At 41.7% G+C, this 25,200-nt stretch carries 19 protein-coding genes and 2 pseudogenes; 10 read left to right on the top strand and 11 right to left on the bottom strand.

The features are described from left to right. The first annotated feature begins 296 nt into the window (after positions 1-296). Both WKK05_RS20030 and WKK05_RS20025 read left to right on the top strand, forming a co-directional pair. Positions 297-1,958 (top strand): alpha/beta hydrolase, encoded by a 1,662-nt coding sequence (locus WKK05_RS20030; protein ID WP_341524851.1) that lies wholly within the window; start codon positions 297-299, stop codon positions 1,956-1,958. A gap of 473 nt (positions 1,959-2,431) precedes the next feature. Then, a complete protein-coding gene (locus WKK05_RS20025) occupies positions 2,432-3,274 on the top strand; it encodes an SPFH domain-containing protein (protein ID WP_341524850.1) in 843 nt (280 codons plus the stop codon). On the opposite strand, the gene folP is transcribed toward WKK05_RS20025, so the two are convergent. Beyond that, entirely contained in the window at positions 3,271-4,131 is an 861-nt protein-coding gene (gene folP, locus WKK05_RS20020) for a dihydropteroate synthase (RefSeq protein ID WP_341524849.1), read from the bottom strand. The genes WKK05_RS20025 and folP overlap by 4 nt on opposite strands. Before the next feature lie 251 nt (positions 4,132-4,382). Continuing rightward, complete coding sequence (gene tpiA / locus WKK05_RS20015) at positions 4,383-5,108, bottom strand: triose-phosphate isomerase (RefSeq protein WP_341524848.1); 726 nt, start codon at positions 5,106-5,108, stop codon at positions 4,383-4,385. 459 nt (positions 5,109-5,567) lie between these two features. On the opposite strand from tpiA, the gene WKK05_RS20010 reads away from it, so the two are divergent. Further along, a complete protein-coding gene (locus WKK05_RS20010) occupies positions 5,568-7,052 on the top strand; it encodes a GTP-binding protein (protein ID WP_341524847.1) in 1,485 nt (494 codons plus the stop codon). A 334-nt stretch (positions 7,053-7,386) separates the two neighbouring features. After that, the gene (locus tag WKK05_RS20005; RefSeq protein ID WP_341524846.1) at positions 7,387-7,533 is read left to right on the top strand and encodes a hypothetical protein; all 147 of its coding nucleotides are present in this window, start codon (positions 7,387-7,389) and stop codon (positions 7,531-7,533) included. Between the two features lie 811 nt (positions 7,534-8,344). Here WKK05_RS20005 and WKK05_RS20000 read toward each other — a convergent pair. Continuing rightward, entirely contained in the window at positions 8,345-10,009 is a 1,665-nt protein-coding gene (locus WKK05_RS20000; protein WP_341524845.1) for a mechanosensitive ion channel, read from the bottom strand. 352 nt (positions 10,010-10,361) lie between these two features. Between WKK05_RS20000 and WKK05_RS19995 the strand changes: the two genes are divergently transcribed. Then, positions 10,362-10,814 (top strand): SRPBCC family protein, encoded by a 453-nt coding sequence (locus tag WKK05_RS19995; protein ID WP_341524844.1) that lies wholly within the window; start codon positions 10,362-10,364, stop codon positions 10,812-10,814. 73 nt (positions 10,815-10,887) lie between these two features. On the opposite strand, the gene WKK05_RS19990 is transcribed toward WKK05_RS19995, so the two are convergent. Next, the gene (locus WKK05_RS19990) at positions 10,888-11,712 is read right to left on the bottom strand and encodes a SirB1 family protein (protein WP_341524843.1); all 825 of its coding nucleotides are present in this window, start codon (positions 11,710-11,712) and stop codon (positions 10,888-10,890) included. Positions 11,713-12,722: 1,010 nt separating this feature from the next. On the opposite strand from WKK05_RS19990, the gene atpD reads away from it, so the two are divergent. The 4 genes from atpD (at position 12,723) to WKK05_RS19970 (ending at position 17,557) form a co-directional block, all read left to right on the top strand. After that, a complete protein-coding gene (atpD, locus tag WKK05_RS19985; protein WP_341524842.1) occupies positions 12,723-14,171 on the top strand; it encodes a F0F1 ATP synthase subunit beta in 1,449 nt (482 codons plus the stop codon). A gap of 141 nt (positions 14,172-14,312) precedes the next feature. Then, on the top strand, positions 14,313-14,726 hold the full coding sequence (atpC, locus tag WKK05_RS19980) for an ATP synthase F1 subunit epsilon (protein ID WP_341524841.1): 414 nt from the start codon (positions 14,313-14,315) through the stop codon (positions 14,724-14,726). Positions 14,727-15,085: 359 nt separating this feature from the next. Then, on the top strand, positions 15,086-17,194 hold the full coding sequence (locus WKK05_RS19975; RefSeq protein ID WP_341524840.1) for a flotillin family protein: 2,109 nt from the start codon (positions 15,086-15,088) through the stop codon (positions 17,192-17,194). 231 nt (positions 17,195-17,425) lie between these two features. Next, a complete protein-coding gene (locus tag WKK05_RS19970; protein ID WP_341524839.1) occupies positions 17,426-17,557 on the top strand; it encodes a hypothetical protein in 132 nt (43 codons plus the stop codon). Between the two features lie 231 nt (positions 17,558-17,788). On the opposite strand, the gene minE is transcribed toward WKK05_RS19970, so the two are convergent. The 7 genes and pseudogenes from minE to WKK05_RS19935 all read right to left on the bottom strand — a co-directional run bounded on the left by minE (position 17,789) and on the right by WKK05_RS19935 (position 23,791). After that, positions 17,789-18,061: a cell division topological specificity factor MinE gene (minE, locus tag WKK05_RS19965; protein WP_341524838.1), complete on the bottom strand. Its 273-nt coding sequence runs from the start codon at positions 18,059-18,061 to the stop codon at positions 17,789-17,791. 35 nt (positions 18,062-18,096) lie between these two features. Then, positions 18,097-18,903 carry a septum site-determining protein MinD gene (gene minD / locus WKK05_RS19960; protein ID WP_341524837.1) on the bottom strand — a complete coding sequence of 269 codons (807 nt, stop codon included), beginning with the start codon at positions 18,901-18,903 and terminating at the stop codon, positions 18,097-18,099. Between the two features lie 218 nt (positions 18,904-19,121). Continuing rightward, positions 19,122-20,207, bottom strand: coding sequence for a septum site-determining protein MinC (gene minC / locus WKK05_RS19955; protein ID WP_341524836.1), 1,086 nt, complete (start codon positions 20,205-20,207; stop codon positions 19,122-19,124). A 50-nt stretch (positions 20,208-20,257) separates the two neighbouring features. Beyond that, positions 20,258-21,601, bottom strand: a complete 1,344-nt coding sequence (locus WKK05_RS19950; RefSeq protein ID WP_341524835.1) for a four-carbon acid sugar kinase family protein — start codon at positions 21,599-21,601, stop codon at positions 20,258-20,260. A 40-nt stretch (positions 21,602-21,641) separates the two neighbouring features. Then, positions 21,642-22,304, bottom strand: coding sequence for a hypothetical protein (locus tag WKK05_RS19945; protein WP_341524834.1), 663 nt, complete (start codon positions 22,302-22,304; stop codon positions 21,642-21,644). Positions 22,305-22,344: 40 nt separating this feature from the next. Beyond that, positions 22,345-22,842: a DUF29 domain-containing protein gene (locus WKK05_RS19940; protein ID WP_341524833.1), complete on the bottom strand. Its 498-nt coding sequence runs from the start codon at positions 22,840-22,842 to the stop codon at positions 22,345-22,347. A gap of 48 nt (positions 22,843-22,890) precedes the next feature. Then, positions 22,891-23,791, bottom strand: a pseudogene (locus tag WKK05_RS19935) (IS982 family transposase). 94 nt (positions 23,792-23,885) lie between these two features. On the opposite strand from WKK05_RS19935, the pseudogene WKK05_RS19930 reads away from it, so the two are divergent. Beyond that, a pseudogene (locus WKK05_RS19930) lies at positions 23,886-25,036 on the top strand (IS630 family transposase). Positions 25,037-25,200 lie beyond the last annotated feature (164 nt).

Genomic DNA, 25,200 nt, shown 5'->3' with positions numbered 1-25,200 from the left:
AGTCTTGCATTATCATTCCATCTCAACGGAAAAAAATGATAATCAAGTTATGAAATACGCAAGTTGAAAATTAGGTCTATTTTTTTAAAAAAGCTATAGCAATCCTGTTTAATTTGTGAGATTTGAAAACCACCGATTCCCAGCTTATTTGATAAGTTGGGAATCTAGTTTTTTATAAATGCTTGAGGATTGCTATATCAATTGTAAAAGAAAAAATGGGTTAACCTAAAATAGATGTCAGCAGTGAATTTTCCCAGGTGCTGATAATCGGTTTTTTCCCAGTAAGGGTAACTTCTATGCAGTTTCAGTTTGGCAAACATCTATTTAAGGCATCTTTATTACAAGGATTACTCTACAGTTTGACCTTGGGTATGAGTTTGAGCGTGGGAATCTCCTCAACTTTAGCAGCAGAAAAAGTTACTATCCGCCTCGGGCCATTTCAGCAATCTCTAGCGATCGCTGATTTAGAAAAATTTGCCAAAACTGGTAAACTCCCAGAAAACCTAGAAATCTATAGCTCTTTATTAACGCCGCAAGTACGAGAATTATTAAATCAGCGGCTGCGAGTAGATCCAGCATTTGCAGACAAATTCGTTGATGAATTGGTGCGATCGCCACAAGGCAAACAATTAATTACATCCTTAGGAGGGGCAATACCTGGGAGTACGGTAGAAAGTCTGCAAACAGCTCTTAACCTTGCTCTGCGTCAATACAATGGTTTGAGTGTAGTTGGTTTCTTGCAAGCTTACCCAGAAGAGAATGTTAACGTCGACGCAACTCAAGCTCTCCAACTTGCAGTGAAATTCAATGCCAATCAATTCCAGAGTCAAGCCCTTGGCAGTTTGTTAGAACGGGAGTTATTAGTAAAAAGTGATACACCCTTTAAACCTGCGTTTGATCCAGCTGCGATGGGTAAACAAGCAGTTGAGCAAAACACACTCACCTTACAAGACAGACAACGCAACCGGAGTATTCCAGTAGAAATTTATTGGAGTAGGGGTGATGATGTGCAAGCACCACTAGTAGTCATCTCCCACGGCTTTGGATCTGACCGCAGATTTATTAGCTATTTAGCGCGTCATTTAGCTTCTCACGGCATCACCGTAGCAGCAATTGAACATCCTGGTAGTAACGCTGTCGCTGTCAATAACGCCTCAGATCAAGTCAACTTGTCGCAACTCCTACCAGCTAGGGAATTTATTGACCGACCAAAAGATATCAGCTTTTTACTTAATGAACTAGCAAAACTAAATATTCAATCAGGGCCACTTCAAGGAAAGTTCAACACTGAGAAAGTAACTGTCATTGGTCATTCTTTAGGAGGTTATACCGCCTTAGCTTTAGTGGGTGGAGAGTTAGACTTAGAAGCATTGCGGCAATTTTGCAAAACTTCTCTTTCGGTTGGCGACTCCCCTGCTGATTGGTTACAGTGTGCCGCAGCTAGTTTAAAAGAGAAAAAATTACAGTTGAAAGATGAGCGAGTCAAAAGTGCGATCGCTCTCAATCCGTTAGTCGGGAAACTGTTTGGTAAAAATGGTCTTACCAAAGTTACCAACCCAGTATTAATCTTAACCGGAACCGAAGACACTCTTACCCCATCCCTGACTCATCAAATAGAACCTTTTACCCAGTTGCGAGGTTCTAAGTATTTATTAACTGCCATTGGTGCTACTCACTTAAGTATTACCGATCCGGCATATCCCGTGAGTGCAGCTACCACCATCGTCCCAGAAAAGCGAGGCGAAGAAACTAATTCTCTGCGCCTATTGATGCGGGGTGTGACTCTCGCATTTATTAAACAACTCACACCAGAAGCTAAGATTTACCAACCATTTCTGACATCAGCTTACGGTCAATCCTTTTCTACACCAGAATTACCCCTACGTTTGAATTCTGATTTACCAGCAAATATCAAACCTTGGTTGAGTTTAGCCATAAAGCGATTTGTCACAGGTTAAAGTTAAATTTCTCCACGGACTATGATTTAATCTGAAGCCTTTAGGTATGGAGTTTCACGTGTTGCACCAAATGTTTTATTGCGATTTGTGTAGGAGGGCAATGCTTCCTCTGCGCTCAAACCCTTATTTTTACGTTGGAGATATTGCCCACCATACGATTTATTGAGAATGGTGCAAGATATTTATAAGTGAAAATTTAATTTTCAGGCATACCGTGTAAATGACAACTAATCATGTAAGTAAAGATAGTGGCAAAAGTACTCCTTGCCAGCTTGTTATCAAGGTGCTTTAATAGCGATCGCATTCCGCTAAACTGTGCTGCTTACATAAGCCTGACAAGACACCCAGGGACTTGTCTACAGACATCACAGCTGGTGTTCATAAAATTACAGATTCAAAACATTAGACTGAAGTAGGACAAGGTAGTACCATGTCCTTTAAATTAAATCTCCAAAAGCTGAATAGGAGCATATATGGAGCCAATCATTGCTATAGTCTTAGCCCTTATAGGTTATGCCTTGGGTTCGGCAAAACTGATTAATCAAGGTAATGAAGCCCTAGTGGAACGTCTGGGACGGTATCATCGGAAACTTAGACCCGGACTCAACTTTATAGTTCCCTTGGTCGATCAGATTGTGATGGAAGATACCACACGCGAGCAGATTTTAGACATTAAGCCTCAGAACGCAATCACTAAAGATAATATCTCCCTCGAAGTTGATGCTGTCGTGTTTTGGCGCATCAGAGATATTGAGAAAAGCTTTTACGCAATTGATAATTTGCAAGAAGCGCTAAAAAATCTGACTACAACTACCCTCCGGGAAATTATTGCTCAGAACTCCTTGGATGAGACCAATATCTCTAGAGCGGAAATGGACAGAGCAATCTTAGACCAACTCAATCAAACCACGGTAGATTGGGGTGTTGAGATTATGCGCTTGGATATTCAGAGTATTACACTCCCTGAAAGTGTGCGGAGGTCAATGGAAGAACAGCGGGCGGCTGAAATTAGAAGCCGCGCTGTGATTGTAGAAGCAGAAGGCGAAAGACAAGCCGCAATTAAGAAAGCTGAAGGAACTATGACTTCAGTGCAAATAATTGCTCAAGCTTTACGTTCCAATCCTGAAAGTAAGGATATTCTGCGATATCTTGTAGCCCAAGATTATGTAGACGCTAGCCAAAAGCTTGGTGAAAGCAATAATGCCAAAATTGTCTTTGTAGACCCAGCCAACTCAACTGAAATGTTTCAGGAATTGATTGCCGATTCGGCAATTGTTGAAGGTAATGGCAAAAAATCCGAAAATGGCAATACCTAAGATTGACGCTGCACTTCTTGTCGGAAGAGAGCATCGGCTACTTGCGACACATCACGCATTTGTGAAACATCGTGAACTCGGAGAATATCAGCGCCATTAAAAATAGCAGCACAACACGCCGCCGCCGTTCCCCAGACTCGTGCTTTCGGATCTGGTTGATTTAAAATCTGACCGATGAAACCTTTACGGGATGGCCCTACTAAGATAGGACAGTTGAGTGGTTGAAGCGATCGCAAGCGGCGAAAAATTTCTAAATTTTGTTCATAGTTCTTAGCAAAGCCAATTCCCGGATCAATAATAATTTTCTTTGAGTCAATGCCCGCATCTGTTGCAGCCCCAATTTGCCTTGCCAAAAAACTATAAATCTCTGGAATCAAATCCTGATAATCAGTTTGTTTTTGCATTGTCTCTGGGGTTCCACGGATATGCATTAAAATAATCGGCACACCCAGATTCGCTACTGTTGACAACATTTCTAAGTCAAAAGTGCCGCCAGAAATATCATTAACTATATCTGCTCCAGCTTCTACAGCAGCCTTTGCCACAGAAGCCCTAGTTGTATCTACAGAAATCGGTATATAAATTTCTGGTCGGATAACCTGCAACACTGTTAATACGCGCTCAAGTTCTTCTGCCAGAGTTATTTGCTTTGCCCCTGGTCGAGTTGACTGACCACCTACATCTATAATGTCAGCACCAGCAGCTACTAGCGCTTGTGCCTGTGCTAAAGCCGCAGAAGTAGTATTAAACTCCCCGCCATCACTAAAGCTATCAGGCGTGACATTTAAAATGCCCATCAGATAAGTCCGCTGTCCCCACTCAAAACAGCGTTGCCGAATTATCAAATTACTTGGCATAAATACTTTCTTACTTGGAAATCAGAACCCAGAATTCAGAATAAATTGATACAGCAAAATTCAGAATTCAGCAGTCAGAAGTAAAAAAGTCTTTATATCTGGGTTTTAGACTCAGATACTGTACTTACTTTACTTGCAAACTGCTGTATTATTCTGACTCCTGATTCCTGTACAGACGCGTAGACGCTCGAAGAGCGGCTTCTCGTAAGAGTATAATCGCGTCTCTACTCCTGACTCCTCATGCATTAAATTTAGTGATAATTGACAATTCGACCGAAACTCGCTGGTTCCAGACTCGCTCCTCCAACTAAGACGCCATCAATTTCTGGTTGAGCCATGATCTCGTCAATATTATTCGGTTTGACTGAGCCACCATATTGAATTGATACATTCGGATTACTCAACAGGCTGCGAATTAAGCTAATTACCCGATTTGCCTCCGTTGCTTCGCAGGTGTCACCAGTACCAATTGCCCAAATCGGTTCATAGGCAATTACCAAATTATCCTGATCAATATCTATTAAGCCTTTTTGTATTTGGCTGGTAATCACTGCTTCCGTCTCTCCTGCATCTCGTTCTTGTTTAGTTTCGCCTACACAGAGAATCGGAGTCAAACCATACCTCTGAGCAGCTTGGAGACGTAGATTGACAGTTGCGTCAGTTTCAGAAAAATATTGCCGTCGTTCGCTATGACCGACAATTACATAACGCACACCGACTTCTGTCAGCATAGGGCCAGAAATTTCCCCTGTGTAGGCTCCATATTCTTCCCAGTGAATATTTTGCGCCCCCAGTTGTATAAGGCTGCCATGCAAACTCTTAGACAAAAGGTTTAAATCAGTGAAAGGAGGACACAATACTACTTCTCGCCCTTGAGGCCTTTCCTCCAAGTAGGGCAGAAATCCTAGTAAAAACTCCTGGGTTTCTGCCTGGGTTTTGTACATTTTCCAGTTACCGGCAATAACGATTTTCCGCACAGGTGATTTAGTCAAGATCCTAACAATACTAGGTGCATTTTTCAGTTTAGGACTTTTTGTTAGCCATTAGTCATTTGTTCAGTGGTCATTTGTCATTTGTTACTTGTACTGAGCGTATCGCTAAAGCGAAAGCTCCGCTAACGCCTCCGGTCTCGTAGATAAGTCGTAAAGCCTGCGGCATAGGTACGCTTAGGGCGCAGCCTCTCGTAGAGAAGTATTGGTCATTGGGCATTGAGAGTGCTGAATTCTGTTAGCGGAAGCGGGGCTTGAGCAGCGTGCTGAATTAGGAGTACAGACGCGATGAATCGCGTTTGTACAAGAATCAAGAGCCAAAAGTCATTGCTCAGTATTTATTCCGTTTGTCTCCCTGCTCCCCGACTCCTCAAACCTTGCCTAAAAATAACTAGGATAGAAAACGGGGCTAATAATAAAATCCCAAATTTAAAATTTCAAATTGATATGACTTCCACATTGCCGTTGCCCGAGCCTCATCACAGCGATTCAGCCAACACTGATGCAGATTCTCTCAAATGGGAAGAAGAACTTGATAGCGCCATTTTCAGTTTTGAAGATATTCAGAGTGAACTCAACTACAAACAAGCACAAACGGCGCTGCGAAACTTAGTTACCAGCCTTGACCTGACTCCCCAAGAAAAAGACGGATTGGAGGCGGAAATTGCTGATTTGGAAACTATGCTGGGAAAGTTAGACCGTATGGTGGTGCAGATAGCTACTTTTGGTATGGTGGGGCGTGGCAAGTCTTCTTTACTCAATGCATTGGTTGGAGAAACGGTATTTGAAACCGGGCCTTTGCATGGTGTGACGCGTACTGCACAACGAGTGAATTGGAGTATTAGTGAAGAGGCAGTTGGAGAAACTGAACGCGCTTTGCGAGTTACTTTACCTGCGGGAGGTCAATCACAGGTGGAATTAATTGATACTCCTGGCTTAGACGAAGTAGATGGTGATACTCGTGCGGCATTAGCAGAACAGGTGGCAAAACAGGCGGATCTAATCTTATTTGTCATTGCTGGCGACATGACGAAGATAGAATACGAGGCCCTTTCTCAGTTGCGGGAAGCTGGTAAACCGATAATTTTAGTGTTTAACAAAGTAGACCAATATCCCGAAGCAGACCGGATGGCAATTTACCAAAAAATCCGGGATGAAAGGGTAAGGGAATTACTCACACCTCTAGAAATTGTCATGGCAGCGGCATCACCATTGGTAAAGACGGCGATACGTCGCCCTGATGGCACTAGGGGTGTGCAATTGCGTACAGGTACAGCCCAAGTCGACGAACTCAAGCTGAAAATTTTGGAGATTTTGCACCGTGAAGGCAAAGCCTTAGTTGCCCTCAACACCATGCTTTATGCCGATAGTGTGAATGAGCAATTGGTGCAGCGAAAACTGATGATTCGAGAACAGAATGCGAATCAGATGATTTGGAAGGCTGTGATGACTAAGGCAGTAGCGATCGCTCTTAATCCTGTTACTGTTGTAGATATCCTTAGCAGCGTAGTAATTGATATTGCTCTAATTTTGGGGTTATCTAAACTCTATGGCATCCCGATGAGTGAAAGTGGTGCTGTACAATTGCTACAAAAAATTGCTTTAAGTATGGGTGGAATTGGTGTTAGTGAACTACTAGCAAACTTGGGATTGAGTGGGTTAAAAACTTTACTTGGCATCTCTGCAACAGCTACAGCTGGGATTGCGATCGGCCCTTATATCTCAGTAGCATTAACTCAAGCAGGCGTAGCTGGTGTTTCTTCTTATGGCATTGGACAAGTTACCAAAGTTTACTTAGCTAATGGCGCAACTTGGGGGTCTGATGGCCCTAAAGCAGTCATCGGGCGCATTTTAGCAACCCTAGATGAAACTTCAATTCTCAACCGCATTAAAGATGAATTGCTTCACAAGTTGAAATATTCTCACCGTTAAGTCATACCTTAGTTCAGGCTAGCTTTTATCACCGATTAGCAATTTATTTTACTTAGTGTCTTGGTATCTTGGGGGTTAATAAAATTATTTTTTAACCACTAATACACAAAGTTTTATTCAAAAACTTATAGTCGTGTAACAAAAGGCACATTTTCTAGAATAAGTTATTTCTTACGATACATCCCAACTCAAATTTGTTTAATATATTCTGGCAATGTGCTTAAGCAAAAGTATTAACTCACATCAAAATAGTGAGTCTTATTCTCGCTCAGATATTGCTTTTATTTTGAACCGAGTTAGTACTAAAAAACAACACACTGCAAAGGAGAAAACCATGACTTCTAATAAGAAACCTTATACTCAGCCACAACTTACCATATATGGCGAAGTTGAAGTTTTAACAAAAGGTCAAAACAATGGTGATGCTTTAGATAAAGACTTTCCAGCAGGAACTCCTAGAGGCAAGCTAACTTTTTCGTAAGAAAGCCTTAGTTTGAAACAATAGATAGATTAGATTACCTAAGTTTATCAAGCCTAGATAATCTTAATTTTCTATCTACAAGAGCGATAAATAGGTTTGTAAATCCATACAATCCTGTTCATCAGCTTACCTCTGTTGAATTTGTAATCGAGGCATCATGTAAAAATAAGTTAAAACTTCAGCCGCAACAATATCATCTTTCAAGACTTCAAGTTAATTGCAACTTTTTTAACCTATTTTTACAAGGTACTTCACAATATTTGGCCATTAGTCTTACATCGTAATGACTAGTGGTCTTAATTCATATTATGTTACAAGTAGTTAATACCTGCTCAATCTATTTTATAATTTATTTTAGTTAGATATCAACCATTCACAATAATCTACAGTCCAATATAAAAGCTTATCTATTAAGGTATAATCTTCTTTCTTCTACAAAAAACATATTTAACCGAAAATTTATTAAACGTAAATGGGTTGAGGCTGCTAATACGCTAAACCAATACCTTGTTTGCCAAATCAAATTTTTTAATTCAGTATTATTTTCTATAAGAATCGGATAGAATTCTATACTTTTAAAGTTGTATACTGTATTTAACATCTTTATTAATTTTTTCTCTTCCTGGCATAATCTACTTTTTGTTAACACTCTACCTAAACACGGGAAAATTGAAGCTTTGAACTTGGAATTTTAAGTTTGATACTCAAAGTTCCAAGTTCAAAGTTTTAATCTTCAAGTTTTAATTCCAAATTGTAGAAAATCTTTCTACACTCCCAATACTTGCGGCTATCTTTCCAAGATGTATAGATTTTATTTTTTAGCTTGGAAAGAATTTAGCCAATCTTGGACTTGCTGACGTGCAATATCACGACCACCTAAACCAAAAGCTAAGGCAATAGCAACAGCGATCGCACCGAGTAAAAGTCCAAAAGCTAAATTTACAATATCACTGGCAACTCCAATCTGTTGCAATGCCATTGCAGAAACTAGGGCAATAATTGCAATCCGCGCTACTTGACCCAAAATTCGGGCTTGAGGATCACCGGAACTGGTAATGATGTTAAAAGCCAGATTTGCTAAAAACAAACCAATGCCAAATACTACCAAACCAGATAATATCCGCCCAAATATTATCAAAATGCCACCTACTAATGCTGTCAGCGCCGGAATATTCAGGATGTTTACCGCTGTCAGCGTTGCAAACAGCAAAATACCAACTAAAACAATAATGCCAACAATTTCTGATGGAGTGCGAGTTGGTATCTCAGGTGACGTTGTTGGTTCTGCTGGAATTACAATTCGTCTGGTAGGAGCTGGTACACCCAGTACAGTGAAAATATTGTTAAAGCCCAAACTGGTAAGGATGCTAGTGACCAGATCCGCTACAAACCGCCCGATGAAATAGGCAACAATCAAAATTGCCACAGCTGTAAAGATTGCTGGCAGGGCGTTGAGAACCTGCTGTAACATTGCGATCGCTGGGACTGATATCGCATCAATTTTTAAAGTATTGAGCGCTGCGATCGCTACAGGAATCAAAATCAAAACATAGACAATTGTGCCGACAATAGTCGATAAAGATTGCGACCCCGCAGATGAGGATAGTCCAAATCGGCTGCCTAAATGATCAATTCCAGTTGTTGCCAACAAGTTTGTCACAATCCGCCGCACCACATTAGCGATAAACCAACCGACTGCGGCAATTAGTCCTGCGGCTAAGATATTAGGCAGAATTGAGAGAATCTGCGTAATCAGAGCTTGTACTGGTTGTAGTGCTTGCTGTAGTCCCAAAGTATCCAGTATCGGGACGAGAAACAGTAAAAAGATGAACCAGTACAGGGCATTACCAATTGTCTGACTCAAAGAGAACTGATCAAGGCTGAGTGTATCGTTTTGCGTTTCTTGATTTAAACGCTCATCTAGCCTCAACACCTGTAGTCCGCTGATTGTCAGCAGCTTAACGATAGTAGCTAATATCCAAGCGACACCCAACCAGATTGCTGCACCTACCAACTTGGGCAAGAAACCAACAAGTTGATCGAGAAAATTATTTAGAGGTCTAGAAGCTACTTCTAGCTGTAGTGTCTGTAATACGGCTACAACCGTTAATAGGATAATGATCCAAAAAACTAAGCTGGAGATTAATTTCTCTACTTGGGGAAGTTGCCCACTATCCCCACGCCCCGTAATCCCTGCGGCAATGCGGTTATCTATATTAGTGCGATTGAGAATTCCCCGCGTCACTGCCGCAGCGATCGCGGCAATCAGCCAACCTACCAACAAAATTGCCACTGCCCCCAGTAAACGGGGTAAAAACGCAACTATCTGCTGGAAAGTTCCTTGTACATAATCGATTCCTTGATTGACTGCTGGTTGGTTCAGTTGCAGATTGGGCGATTGTGCCAAAAATTGCTGCCCCCTGATGGACAAACCAACTACTATCACCTGGGTCATTTCTTGCCAAGTTGCGTTCATGGTTTTCCGAAATTAAGCTGAAGTATTCGCTGTCAACACTTGAGATGCTTTAGGAGCAGATTACTCTAGGTAATCTGACATACCCGTAAGTTCACTAGTGTTTTGTCTATCAATTTAGCAGTAAAAACATATATGGCATTGATATCAAGAGTAATTTTTGACTTTGTTACTTATCTTTTTGTATTACCAAATAAATCGTTGCAAAAAGAGAATTAAAAGCTAATTTCTTGGTAGTATGTGTAAATTTATTTTTGTTCTGCACTCTCGTCTGCTGTAGCATTTATGTAATGTGCAGACAGTACTTGATTTTGCGTTACTCTAATTGCAGCAACAGCATACTTAAAGATGTAGAATGCCTCAAGTTTTGGAACAGTCAATTCAAATTAATGCTACAGCTTCAGTGGTGGAGCGCTGTATCACCGATTTAGCACTTATGCACCGCTGGCTGAACCCTGTTCTCCGTTGCGAACCTGTAAACGAAGCTTGGAGTACGGATGTAGGCAGTCAAAGTCGTTTTATTATTCAAATTCCTTTGATTCAACCCACCCTGAACAGCGTTGTTGTGGAAAGGAAGCCAGGTATAGTAGTCTGGGAATTTAAGGGATTTTTTCAAGGGCGCGATCGCTGGGAATGTCAACCAGTAGAAAAAGGAACGCGCCTAATTAACCGCTTTGAGTTCGATATTCCTAACCCTCTAGTGAGTTGGGGTTTCAACACCTTCGCAGCATCTTGGACAAAAGAAGATATGCAAGCCCAACTGCTTCGCCTCAAACGGATAGCAGAAGAACTAGAAATTGGTTATTAGTCATTTGTCATTAGTCATTAGTCATTAGTCATTTGTTATTCTTCTTTGTCCCCTACTCCCCAATCCCCAGCCCCTAACCATCTCTACCCAACTGGGCAAGCAACTGGCGAATTACAGATGCATCTTGGGCGTCAGGAACCTTTACTAGATAAGTTTGTAAGTCATCTACAGCTTGTGGATAGTAACCAAGTTGATAATACAGAAGACCGCGATCGCGCAGTTCTAATATTGTGTCGGGAAATAACAGTAAAATTCGTTCAATTGCTGCTAGCGTTTTTTCTAACTGTTGCTGTTTGAGGTAAATATATTTCAGATTCGTTAACATCCGTGCCAAAAAGTGGCGATGACTCACTACTGCTAAAAATTCTGGTTGTAGCGTCACAGGTTGTTGATAAAGTTGAGACAACCGTTCTTGGCAGTCTTGTGCAAATATTGTTTCACCGCCATTAAAAGCATCAACGAAAATCTCTATATCTGGAATATCTGGGCGGATCAAAAAATGCCCTGGCATTCCGACACCCACCATCGGAAAGTCAATTCTCCGGGCAACTTCCAGATAAATCAACGCTAAGGTAATAGGAATCCCTAAGCGGCGCTCAATTACATCATTGAAAAAGCTATTTCGCGGATCATAGTAGTCTTTTTCATTACCAGTAAATCCTAAATCATCATAGAGATACTGATTGATACTTTGAATTATCCGCAGAGGATACCGTGAGGAAGGTAAACGTTCTAGAAGCTCACTTGCCATTGTATCGAGGGCATTGAGGTATTCCTCTGGGTCGAGGTTGGGATATTCTTCTTGGGCTATGTATAAAGCTGCCTTTGCCAGATCAATCTGCTCGTCAGGCTGCTGAATCTCTTGGTAAAAATATTGTCGCGCTGACGAGAAATTCATAAGCAATTGCTTGGTAGATAAATGAGGATGAAGTGAGTCAACTTAAACCCGTTTTCTGTACTACCTTTATTTTAGAGATATTAAGAGGATTTGGAAATGTAATTTACACTAAAGTCTTGAAAAATTTTAAATTTAGTTAAATAGATATTTATTATAATAGATTTGATAAATAGCACAATCTTATTAAATTAGAGCTTTATAAATTTCTGAATTCAATATGTACTAAATCTAAATATATTTACTAACATATAATTAATGTTAATATATTTATTTTTAAACAGTTAGTTTATAGAAAATTAGGCTAATATTAAAGTAACTATTTTAATTGAAAGCCATATTAAATTTAGCTGTTAGTTATTATTTGTTGCTCAAATATTAGAACATAGGCCCCGTGACGAAATTACGTCATTGCGTTAAGCAAAGCCATGCCCGTACCCCTATGGGGAAGCAAACTACGCCTTGATCTCTTTCAAGAGAAGGGCTTTACGTAGCCATAGCGAAGTGTTCGCCTTGGTGTCGCAGACAAGCAATCTCAAACCTTGATTTTACGTCGAGAGTGCGTAACTCCTAGTTTATTTACAGTAAGCTCTTTCAGTGCTAGTTCGCTACTCAAGCGCAAACAGCAAAATCACATCGCAGCTAAAGCCTAAATTTATTCTTACGCTATTTTAATATCTGCTGTGTCTTCCGATGGCAGACACGGCCTTTTGTGTTGCCACGCACAGCGCTTGTGTAGTATTGAGGGGAAATTATCGCTATTTGAGGGGCTTAAATGAAAGCGATCGCGGCTGAAAAATGAGCTTAGTGAAAAACTGGGGTGATCACGAAGCATCTGTTCGCCGAAAGAAGCTAGTGAGGATGAGGATTGCGGCTGAAGCTGTAAAGCTACTTTTTAAGGAATTACTAAGGGAGTTCTGTCCCCTTGCGGTGCTACAGTGAAAGATGACATTGCTTAATCTTATGTCTTCTACGACCGTATCTGAAATATAGCTTCAATCTTTAGGCGCAGCATGGTCACAACCGCAGAAAAAACAAACATTGGTTACATTACCCAAATCATTGGTCCAGTTGTAGACGTTAAATTTCCCGGCGGGAAGTTGCCGCAAATCTACAATGCTTTGACCATCAAAGGCACTAACGAAGCTGGACAGGAAATCAACCTTACCGTTGAAGTGCAGCAACTGCTGGGCGACAACCAGGTACGAGCAGTTGCGATGAGTACCACCGATGGCTTAGTCCGTGGTCTGGAAGTCGTGGATACTGGCGCTCCCATCAGCGTGCCAGTTGGTAAAGCCACCTTGGGCCGGATTTTCAACGTCCTTGGCGAACCTGTAGATAATCAGGGGCCTGTAAATGCTGAGGCAACTTTACCCATCCACCGTTCTGCTCCCAAATTCACTGAACTGGAAACTAAACCTTCCGTGTTCGAGACTGGGATTAAAGTTGTTGACCTTCTGACTCCCTACCGACGTGGCGGTAAGATTGGTCTATTCGGCGGTGCGGGTGTTGGCAAAACCGTGATCATGATGGAGTTAATTAACAACATCGCTACTCAACACGGTGGAGTATCCGTATTTGCTGGCGTGGGTGAACGCACCCGTGAGGGAAATGACCTCTATAACGAAATGATTGAATCTGGGGTTATCAACAAAGACAACCTCAACGAATCGAAGATTGCTCTAGTCTATGGTCAAATGAACGAGCCACCCGGAGCCAGAATGCGGGTTGGTCTATCGGGATTGACAGTAGCAGAGTACTTCCGCGATGTGAACAAGCAAGACGTGCTGTTGTTTATTGACAACATCTTCCGGTTTGTACAAGCAGGTTCAGAAGTGTCCGCACTGTTAGGTCGGATGCCCTCAGCGGTTGGATATCAGCCCACACTGGGAACTGACGTAGGTGAACTGCAAGAGCGGATTACCTCTACCACAGAGGGTTCTATTACCTCAATTCAGGCAGTGTACGTACCTGCGGATGACCTCACTGACCCCGCACCTGCTACCACCTTCGCTCACTTAGATGGAACAACAGTACTATCTCGCGGTTTGGCAGCTAAGGGAATTTATCCAGCGGTAGACCCCCTGGGTTCAACTTCCACCATGCTACAGCCCAACATTGTTGGTGATGAACACTACAACACTGCCCGTGCTGTACAGTCAACTCTACAACGTTATAAAGAACTTCAAGATATTATTGCCATTCTCGGTCTAGATGAATTGTCTGAAGAAGACCGTCTAATTGTGGCACGCGCACGTAAGGTTGAGCGCTTCTTGTCCCAGCCGTTCTTTGTAGCAGAAGTGTTTACTGGTTCTCCTGGGAAGTATGTGAAGTTGGAAGATACCATCCAAGGGTTCCAGAAGATTCTATCTGGTGAGTTGGATGATCTGCCAGAGCAGGCTTTCTACTTAGTTGGCGATATTAACGAAGCGATCGCCAAAGCTGAAAAGCTCAAAGGTTAGTCATTGGTCATTAGTCATTAATCATTAGTCATTAGTTCAACTGCTAATGACTAATGGCAATTGCAAAAGACAAAGGACATAGACGCGCCAGCGGCTTCCCGCAGGGTAGGACAAAAGACGAAGGACGAAGGACAAAAGACAATGACATTAACCGTTCGTGTAATTTCCCCAGATAAAACAGTATGGGATGCCCCAGCTGAAGAAGTCGTTCTGCCCAGCACAACTGGTCAATTAGGTATCCTCAGTGGACACGCGCCACTGTTGACAGCTTTGGATACAGGTGTAATGCGTGTACGTGCTGCTAAAAATCAGAATTGGCAAGCGATCGCTCTGTTAGGTGGCTTTGCCGAAGTCGAAGAAAATGAAGTGACAATTCTGGTGAACGGCGCTGAACGTGGTGACAAAATTAACCTGGAAGAAGCCCGTGCTGCTTACAACCAAGCAGAAGCGCGTCTAAATCAGGTGACAGCAGACGATCGCCAAGCACAAATTCAAGCAACTCAAGCCTTTAAACGCGCCCGCGCTCGGTTTCAAGCTGCTGGTGGTTTGCTCTAAAATTTTATTTTCTATTTCAGCTTTTAGGGTGGGCATTGCTAGCCCTGTCAAGGTGAGTGAAAAATCTACTTTTCTCTCACCTCTCCCTGAGTAATTTTGCTTAGTATGATTAGTATTAATTAAGCTTTATTTTTCAACTACAAATGCACAGCAGAAAGTTTGATCTGAGTCTTCTTTAGACAAGAACTTTCCAAGACAAAGAAAACTGAATGTTGAAGATTGCATCTTGACAGAGTTTTCCTAACTTCTGTCTCCCGTTGAATTAATTTTTTTAAACAATTACGTCAAGTTTAAGAAATCGAAGCAAACCTTGGTGAAGTGTTAACTTAACTAATTAGTTGCCCAAAAGGGCACAAATTATGAAAAGTTTTCAATCTTTGCTTGGTACGCATAAACAAAATAAGGTAGCTCGTTTTGCAGCGTCTGTTGTAGCAGCATTGGCGATTGCTGGTAGTATTCATTCTGCCAATGCTACTCCTGTAAAAATAACTACTGCAAAAGAAATAACTTCGGCGACTATCCAGCTAAATCAGACCAAACCAAATATTGCCCAGTTACAAACCGTCAAAGTTCAATATCAAGCTGCTGGAATTGATCCTTTTGTACTCATCCCCATCGTACTTGTTGGCGGTTTTGTCATATTTGTCCCCCTCTTCTTTGGGGGACTGGTGGTTATTGGCGAACGTGAAGTCGGCATTGTAGTGAGAAAGTTTACCCTTTCTGGGCGCGGACTCCCACCGGGACGGTTGATTGCCCTTGACGGCGAAGCTGGCTTACAGGCAGATACTTTAGCCCCTGGTTGGCACTGGGGCTATTGGCCTTGGCAGTATTCTGTAAAGAAAGAATCGGTAATTGTCGTTCCCCAAGGGGAAATCGCCTTGATTGTCGCGGCAGATGGAGCATCCAACCCACCAGAGCGGATTTTAGGTAAAATTGTCAATTGTGACAATTACCAAGATGCCCGCAAATTTCTTACCCAAGGTGGGGAAAAAGGGCGTCAAATGGGATTTCTCACCGCAGGAACTTACCGGATCAACACCGCACTGTTTAAAGTGATTACCGCAGCAAATGCTACTAGTCATGGCATGACTCCACAACAGTTGCACATTCATGAAATAGCAGCAGAAAAAGTTGGTATTGTTACTACTTTAGATGGCTCATCAATTGCAGCAGGTGAAATCGCTGGACGTATAATTAGCGGGCATGATAATTTCCAAAATGGTCAAAAATTTATTGATGCTGGGGGACAAAGAGGTTTACAAGAACAGGTATTATTATCGGGTTCCTGGAACTTAAACCCTTGGTTGGTAAATATTGAACAAGTACCGATGACTGAAATCCCTATCGGTTATGTGGGTGTGGTGATTTCATTTGTAGGTAAAGAACACGAAGATGTGAGCGGAGCAGCTTTTACCCACGGGAATTTAGTAAACCAGGGACATAAGGGCGTTTGGGTTGAGCCGTTGTATCCAGGGAAACACCCGCTCAACACTAAGGTGATGAAAATTGAGCTAGTACCGACAACCAATATAGTCTTAAATTTTACTGAAAGAATCACTGGAAACCACGGTTATGATACCAACTTGCAGGCGCTGAAACTGCTGTCATTTGATGGTTTCAGCTTTAGTTTAGAGATATTCCAAATTATCCACATTGGTGCTTCAGATGCACCGAAAGTGATTTCACGCTTAGGTTCAATGCAAAACGTCATCGATCAGGTTCTGCGGCCAATTGTAGGGAATTATTTCCGCAACTCGGCTCAAGAGTATACTATCTTGGATTTCTTGATTGCACGAAGCGAACGCCAAGTTGAAGCCTCCGAATACGTTAAATCTGCCTTGCGTGCTTATGATGTACAAGCGGTGGATTCCTTGATTGGTTTGATTACCCCGCCACAAGAATTAATGCACACACTGACAGAGCGTAAAATTGCTGAGGAACAGCGCAAAACTTACGAAGTTCAGCAGATGGCGCAAACCCAACGGCAACAACTTGTTCGGGAGACAGCAATGGCTGAAATTCAAGAAGAAATGGTGCAATCAGAGCAGAGTGTGCAAATTGCCGATTTGAAAGCCCAAGCCCAAATCAAGCAGGCTACTGGTGAAGCTGAGGGGACAAAATTGCGGGCAATTGCTGAGGCTGAAGGGATTCGTGCTACGGGTAACGCCAAAGCTGAAACCTACCGCACTGGTGTAGAGGCTTTAGGATCACATGGTTATACTGCAATGCAACTGATGCAGATTATAGGCGATCGCAATGTCCGTTTGATTCCCGATGTTCTGGTTGGCAGCAATGGCAGTAATAACGGTTTAGTAGATGGGCTACTATCCTTAATTTTATGGAATCAAACTGCTAAACCGGGTGAGCTTACACCAACGCCTTTGCGCCCACAACCAGTTGCCAATACACAACCTCCAACAGAAAATGGTCTTCCACCGATAGTTGTTAATTTCCCTATTGATAAGTGATGTTTGCAAATCACTCGTAATATATAGTCGCGAGTGTTTTACTGATTTCTAAGAAATAGCACGAAGTCCAAGACCATGCCTGGATGTGTCTCAATATAGAGACACATCTATACTTGAGGTGGTTGATTTGTTAATGCGAGTGATGAGCGATCGCTTTTTGTCTCAATACTGTTCAATCCTCGAGATTATGTGACTATTTTCTTTAACAGTTCACTAATCTAGAGATTAGCATTGAGTCAGAATATTTGTAATTGCTCAACTAGGGCTACTAACCTTGGTGAAAATACTTCCCAAGCAGCTACCGCAGCTACAGGAGATGTTGCAGCCAACGTAAAACAACTTGCACATCGCGTGAATTTGTAAGTACGGGAGTAATCGCCGCCAACTTAGGGCATAGCCTACGGAAAAAAGGGCATCAGGGAATTTGGTTATGACATTCCCTATACGCCTGAAATTCACCACCTTCAAGTGGTCGGAATGAGCTTAAAAATCAAGAATAGTGTGTTTACTTAAAGTTATCTCACTTTGATTAGTAATAGAGCGGCGTTACCTTCCCAATAAGTAGCGGTACTATTCAGGCTGGTGATACCTTTCTTATTCAGACGTACCTCCTCTGACTCGACGGATAGGCAAATTAGCAATCAAGGCTGTTGTTCTTTGGTTGCTTTCTAGAGAAAACTCTAAGCCCTCCGTCTCAACTTCCACATAGCGACAAACTACATCTAAAATTTCTTGCCGCATTTTTTCTAACGTTTCAGGAGCTATGTCAGCGCGATCATGAGCAATCACCAATTGTAGGCGACGTTTAACTTGAGTGCGACTAGTATCGGGACTGCGAGAAAAAAGTCTTTCTAGAAGTTCAATCATTGCAAATAGGTCTGGGGCGGAGACTGAAAAATGAGTTAAACAATCTTTGTCCACAACAACCTTCGCAATCGGGCGAATATGCTGTCTTGGGACGAGTCGATCTCAAGAAATTCAACCGATTCTCCTTCCAATCTACGAGCAATGTTTTCAAAGGCTGTGGCAGCTAACGAAGGAGTTTCCCCTAGTACTAAAGGTTCGCCGCGATTTGTAGATACAATAACACGCTCGTCATCAGGGATTACCCCTATTAGGGGTATTGCGAGAAGTTCCTGAACATCTTGCACAGACATCATATCATTTGCCTGCACCATTGAGGGTCTGATGCGGTTAATTATTAAATGAACACGTTTGATACCTTGTGCTTCTAGTAATCCAACTACTCGGTCAGCATCACGAACTGAGGAAATTTCTGGGGTGCTGACAATCAAGGCTTCTTTGGCTGGGGCGATCGCATTTTTAAACCCATTTTCAATCCCGGCGGGGCTATCAATGATCACATACTGATACTTTTGTGCCAGTGCATTCACTAGTAACTTCATCTGTTCAGGAGTGACTGCATCTTTAGAGCGATTTTGCGCTGCTGGCAATAGTACCAGGTTGGGTTGTCGCTTGTCTTTGACCAAAGCTTGTTCTAGGCGGCACTCTCTTGCTAGGACTTCCACCGCAGTATAAACGATGCGGTTTTCCAGCCCTAGCAGCAAATCCAAATTTCTCAGACCAAAATCCGCATCAACCAAAGCAACTTGACGGCCTATTTTGGCTAAAGCCATCCCCAGATTTGCTGAAACTGTGGTTTTACCCACTCCTCCTTTGCCGGAGGTAATTACAATAATGCGAGTCATGATAGCAATGCGCTCGATTAGGGTTCAGGAAATATAAAACAGTAAATTGAAGTATAAAGTATGAAGTATCGTATCAAGTATGAAGAAATATCTGGCCTCACTAAATGTGGGCGAGACGTCAGTATTTTTTTTCATCCTACCCTAGCAGAAGCTGCTCCGCGTCTACTGGGCGTCTATAACTTTTATTTTTTAACTAAATTATAAGTAAATATTTATAACTATTGATTGATCCTCGTTAATTGGTTTCTATAAAAATCGCTAGCCCTAGCGATGCGAATTCCTTGGGGCGTAATATGTGCCACTTCTGGAGAAAACTGCATCGGTGTTTTTTCTGGCGCTCTAGCTACAGTATCTGCGATCCGCAATTGGGTAGGTTCCATTTGCAAAGCCATAATTAGACACTCACGATTACCACTAGCACCAGCATGAGCGACACCACGTAGACGACCCCAAACTAAAATATCTCCATCTGCAACTACAATACCACCTGGGTTTAAATCTCCCAAAAGAATTATAGTACCAGGATGACGAATTTCTACTCCAGAACGTACGGTCATTTCTAAATAGAGGGCATCTGCTTGGGCTACACTAGCAGGTTTGGAGTCAGAACTCAAGGAAGCTTTTGGCTGTATTTGTTCTACAGAATAGCCGGATGTGACAGCAGCGATCGCAGTTTGACGACGACTAGTCGTAACTGATGTTAGCTGAAATTGGACTTCGCTAAGAGTCTCAGCAAGTTCTTGAAGTTGTCTGCTATCGACTAGGCGGTCTTGTGCTATCAGGTGTACTGTGGTGTTAGGTGTACGTAGGCGATCGCCTGCATTTAAACGATGCTTTATTTGTTGCCAAATCTCAGACCAACTGAGTTCTGAGGCTGGTACTTGAGATTCTGGGGGCAAAATTAACAATAATCGTCCCTGCTCAGTTTTGAACTGGACTTGAATATTTTGATTTACCCGTTGCTGTGGTGATGGTAACTCACTGATATTTAAATCAGTCAGGATGTAATCTGCTGCTTCAGAAACGGCAGAAACTGGCTCTAAATTAGGTTTAGCAGGATTTGGTTCTACTTCCGGAGGTTTAGCAGGATTTGATTCTACTTCAGGTGGAGGAGTATTTGATTTTAAATACTGAAGGACAGAATTGATCTCAGCATCTGGAAGGATAGAATTTGACTCTGCATCAGCAGAATTTGACTCTAAATCTGGAACTGAAGAATTTACCTCTAGCTCAGAAAGGGTAGAGATAGATTTTGCATTCGCAAATGCAGAATTTGACTCTAAATCGGCAGAATCAGAAGTCATGCAGTACCACCCAAAGCTAATACATCAAGCAATTAATTACCTATACTAGATTAGTCGAATTCTGCACTCAGGACTTTTTTAGTCAACCTTTGATAAATTGTCCCCAGGGCATCAGCATTGCCAACATTACCCGGAAACAGTACCACAGGCAAATTAGGAAACTGTGGATGATCGGATGGTGTTAGTACCATCGAACAACCAGGTAATATTTGACCGAGTAAACGCGCTGAAGTTAAAGCAAGACCTGTACTCAAGACATCATTTGAGGTAATGCCACCCTTGCTGATTAAGAATCCGATATCAGATGGTAAACCGCGCACAATATCCATCAATAAACCTGAAACCTTTGTTCCAAACTCCAAGCGTGTCTTGACATCCTTAAAAGCTAGTTCTTGGCGACTAGTATAAACTACTGGTGTTTTGCCAGCGTCGTGTACCGCCTGTATACTTTTTTGGATCTCGGTTAGCAGTGTAGCAGATTGATTCACCGGATCATCAAGTAATCGCTCTACATTTACTTCAATACCGACAGTTCCCTCAACTTGTAAGAGTGCCTCTAACTGCTGAGTAGTTTTTTTCACATGGGAACCAACGATTACCACGCCTGCTTTGCCTTGCCGCACATACTGCGCCATTTTTTCGGCGGGGCTGGGTTGAGGAGGTAAAGCTGCTAAAGCCGTTAAGATACTGGCTGCACTACGAAACAAAAAACGTTTGCCTTGGCTAGCTGCTGTTAGCACATCTACTGCAAAGGAGTTGAGATCCGCTTGGGTTTCTCCATCCACAACAGCGCACTGATTACCACTAAGTTGTAGCAAGCGTTGCAAACTACCAGCACGAATATCGGCAAGCAGAAACCTTTCTACAGCTTCTTCACTAATACGCCCTTGAGTTTTTTCTTCTACGTACTTGGGCAAGTAGCTGTAATGATAGCCGAAGACTGAATCGCGGGCAAACTCAGTTTCATGTACTGGTGTCGGTACACCATCGATGATCAAGTAATGTACACTGTCGCGGGTGACGCGTCCACCCTCAAAAAAGGCTGGTACAAGAAAATGAGCATCAAATGGGCCGAGTTCTTCAGCGATCGCATCGGTTTCAATTGGGTAATGCCCCCGCAGGGTAGAATCAGAACGGCTGACAATCAGAAAATCGTCGATTCCTTCAGCATTTAAGGCGATTTTCAAGTTTTGGCACACTTCTTTGGTGACAGATGCGGCTGACTCTGGCGGTAGGGATCTTGTATTCGTCAGCACAAAGAAAATTGGTGAATCGTCCTGCAAGCCTGTGCGTAAAGTATCTACATCCCAATGCATTAGCAGCAAGCAGCTGTGGACTGTTTGAGAACCTGTAGGGTCATCATCCAGAACAATTATTTTTGGTTTATTGCTCATTTAAATCAACAGGGCAACTTTTTTTCTGAGAAAATTCGGCTTAGACTTTTTGCAATTTTCTGATTTCTGCTTGGACATCAAAGGCAATCTGCAACGACTGATTGAGTAGTTGAGCATATTCGCCTGCCTGACTACTTACTTGTAAAGCTTGCAGACTGGCTAAATTATTGACAAATAACTCTTGGTTATTAGCAAGCAATTTTTCATTATCTCGCAAAATTCGTTCGGTTTTCAGCGCCCGTACTAAATCTTCTCTAATAAGTTGCAAGGCTGCAATTACTTTGTCTCGGTCATTTATACTACTGTGAGAGTTGCCTGATGCTGCTAATTGGTCATTAATATCTATCGCTTTGATCAGGTCATGATATTTATCAACTTCATCTAGAAGTATTGTTAGTGCTTGGGGACAGGTTAACTGCCGCCAGAGCGATCGCCCGACGATTACAGGAATTGGTACTAAAATTAGTAAGAGAATTCCTAGTCGAATTGAAGAACCAATTGTTGGCAAAATAATAAAGGCATAAATAAAACCTACGATTATTGGGGTTAGTGCCAGTGTCACCAGCATTTCATTTATTAAAAACCCTAATCGCTTCTTGCTATCTTTCAGAATGGAAGGTCGGAAAACGTCTTCTGGATCGAACCCAGTCAAACGTCTCAGTTCCCCCTTGCTAATTTCCAAGCCTATTAAGTCCGGCTGCACAGCTGGATACTCCTATGGAAGCATGAGTTGCGTATTTATTTTAATCGGGTTGACCGTGATAATTGTGGTTATATTCGGGAAACCAGTTTTCATCTAAAATTTGTTCTAAAGAACCGATAGGTATAAAAGGAAATATGTCAATGGGGAGTTGAGAGCGATCGCTTGCTTCTGCCCTAGCGTCTTGATAACATTCATCAAATATTTCTAAAATGTAAGGTTTTAAGCTAGGACTATCTTTCAGAGCTTTTTTAATTTCTCTACGAAAAGTTCTGATTTCCCCTCTCCAATGTCCTTGATTATGTTCTCGTTCATTATCCCAATACTTGAGTTTTAGTAGATGTTCAAGAAGCTTAATTAATAAACTTTCAATTGCTCGCTTCTCCCTTCTACTAATAGTTTCTAATTCTTCTAACAAATTATCTAAATCAACAGCAGAAAACTGTTCAGTGCGAAGTTGGTTTATAGTTGTCCTCAGCCACAAGTAATAATCTTGGTCATATAAGGTTTGAGTTGCTGATTGTATTATTGGTTTCACCATATACTATCCGAACTCCTACTATTTTTTTTAATTTAACCTGAGTTCGGGTTAAGCAGATTGAGGTAAAAGCCATTCCATTTGAAGGCTGGGTTTGTTAGGTTGATGGCAATAAGCGATTAATCCGCACAGAACGTTAACGCAGAAATTAACGGGGCTTCGGTGTCTAGAATGTTCGATTTGAGAAATATTCTTAAGTTGATCGTTAATAGTCTCAATAATGGAGCGTTTACGGGATAAGAGCTTATCATGGAGATGCATCAAATAGTTTTTCATGTTGCGACGGGGTTTGGCAAAAAATTTAATGTCGAACTCTTGCAAAAGTTGAGAAGCCAGTTTTTGAGAGACATATCCGCGATACCTTCGGTAAGCTTCGCTAACGCCAAATATTTTGCCAAACAGATCACTGAGGAAATCGGGAACTGGTTGACGGTCATCAATATTACCAGGAGTAAGAACCACATTTAAGAGTTGACCAAGTTCATTGACGACTTTTATGTTGCTTAAACCCGAAAAACCAATCCACAGAAGTCTTTCCACGAACTGCTAAACCTTCAAAAACCTTATGCCGAGAAATCCGACGATTATGGCAGACCTTCAGACATGTTGAATCGATAAAACCGATACCCGTACACCGTCCAAAACAATGCTTCAGGTAAACGCACAAAGGTATCAAGGTTGATGGTATCCATTCAATGAATCGTTGATAACTCGGCAGTCCCGGAAAAGCACAACTCCATTGCTGTTTGACATGATTCAAATAAAAATGCTTGAAATTCCGGTAGTGATTTTGATGAAATGCAATCAGTATCGTCATTATTTCACTCAAACACAGACTTCTAGCCCGAATCCGTCTTATTCCTCGATGTACCAACAGCTTTTTGTGCCATTGGCTTTCAAACGCCTTACAAAAATCATCTACATGGCAGAACAAAAATTCTAAACTAAACATAGGACAGGTGCTGGATTTGACGTTATTTTCAGCTTACTAAGCTAATCGGCACGTAAGTTGCATAATAGAAAGATGAAGACGTTTCAAAGCAAAGATGCCACCACCAGCCAAGAACTTTTTAACGCCGTCACAAGTTAGTAAGCTACAACAAGCTCTGAAAGAGAGCGAGCAGCCACACGTCAGGGAAAGAATTCTCATTATTCTGCTACAGAATGATGGGAAACCACAATACGAGATTGCTAAATTTTTAGGTTGTTCGCATAGAACAGTAGCATATTGGTGTATGCACGGTGATCCTGATAATTTGGAAACTCTACATAATAAAAGAGAGGACGAATATTACCGAAAAGCTACGCCTGAATATATTGAACTGTTATTAAAAACTGTTGACCAAGAACCCTCAGATTTAGGGTATGAATTTGGAAAATGGACAGCAGAGCGACTAGCTACATATTTAACCGAAAAAACAGGAATTGATTTAAGTAGCTCTCAAGTAAGGAGGATATTAAAGCGAAAAAAGTATAGCTATATCTGGGCTAAGTATAACCTGGAAGATAAACAAAACCCAATAGAGAGAGCGAAGTTTAAAGAAAAACTTGCTCAATATTTATCAATAGCGCGAGAACAGCCAGAGCGTTTGCAGGTATGGTTTTGGACGTTAGCGTAGCGGACGCGCGTACCCGCGCGACGAGTGGTTTTAGTTTACGCGTGATTCGTCGCAAGGGTTGGGGTAAAAAAGGAAAACGCAAGAATATTCCAGGACAACGACGTTGTGGTCGAGTAAACGTCATGGGAGCAATTCGAGAATTAGACCGGAAACGCGTATGCTTTTTTGTAAAAAAGGGAAATGCAGATATTTTTTATGAGCAATTACAACAATTAAATGAACTAATAAAACAAGAGTGGGTAAGTAAAGGAAATGTGGGTAAAGATTTCTCGAAGTATGGGCCAAAGATAATTTTAATTTTAGACAATGCTAGTTTTCATAAACGCAAAGATATTCTAGCTAAAATATCCCAAGAGTTCCCGAATTTTATTTTAGAGTTCTTGCCTGCTTATAGCCCTGACTATAACATTATCGAATTAGTTTGGCATTCATGTAAAGAATATATTGCTCATCGCTTATTTAAATCAGTAGATGAATTACAAACACTGCTAGATAAGTTGTTGAATCAAGGCGAGTTAGTGATTAAGTGGCATCGGAAAATCAAACATAAAACTAATTTCAGCTATGTTGCAGCTTAAATGCTGATTAGCTTACCTGTCCCTTTCCTTATCCCGAACTCAGGTTAACTACAGCCTTTAGCTGTGTCGCTCCACTACCAAAACACTGGCTGTATAAGTATTTGAGCTTAAGGCGCTTCTTATAACTTAAGCAAATATCATATTTTATATAAATAAATTTTATC

The organism is Nostoc sp. UHCC 0302 (genome assembly GCF_038096175.1).
Taxonomy (GTDB): domain Bacteria; phylum Cyanobacteriota; class Cyanobacteriia; order Cyanobacteriales; family Nostocaceae; genus UHCC-0302.
Note: the sequence above shows the minus strand (reverse complement) of the source record. Positions and strands in the feature narration are given on the sequence as shown.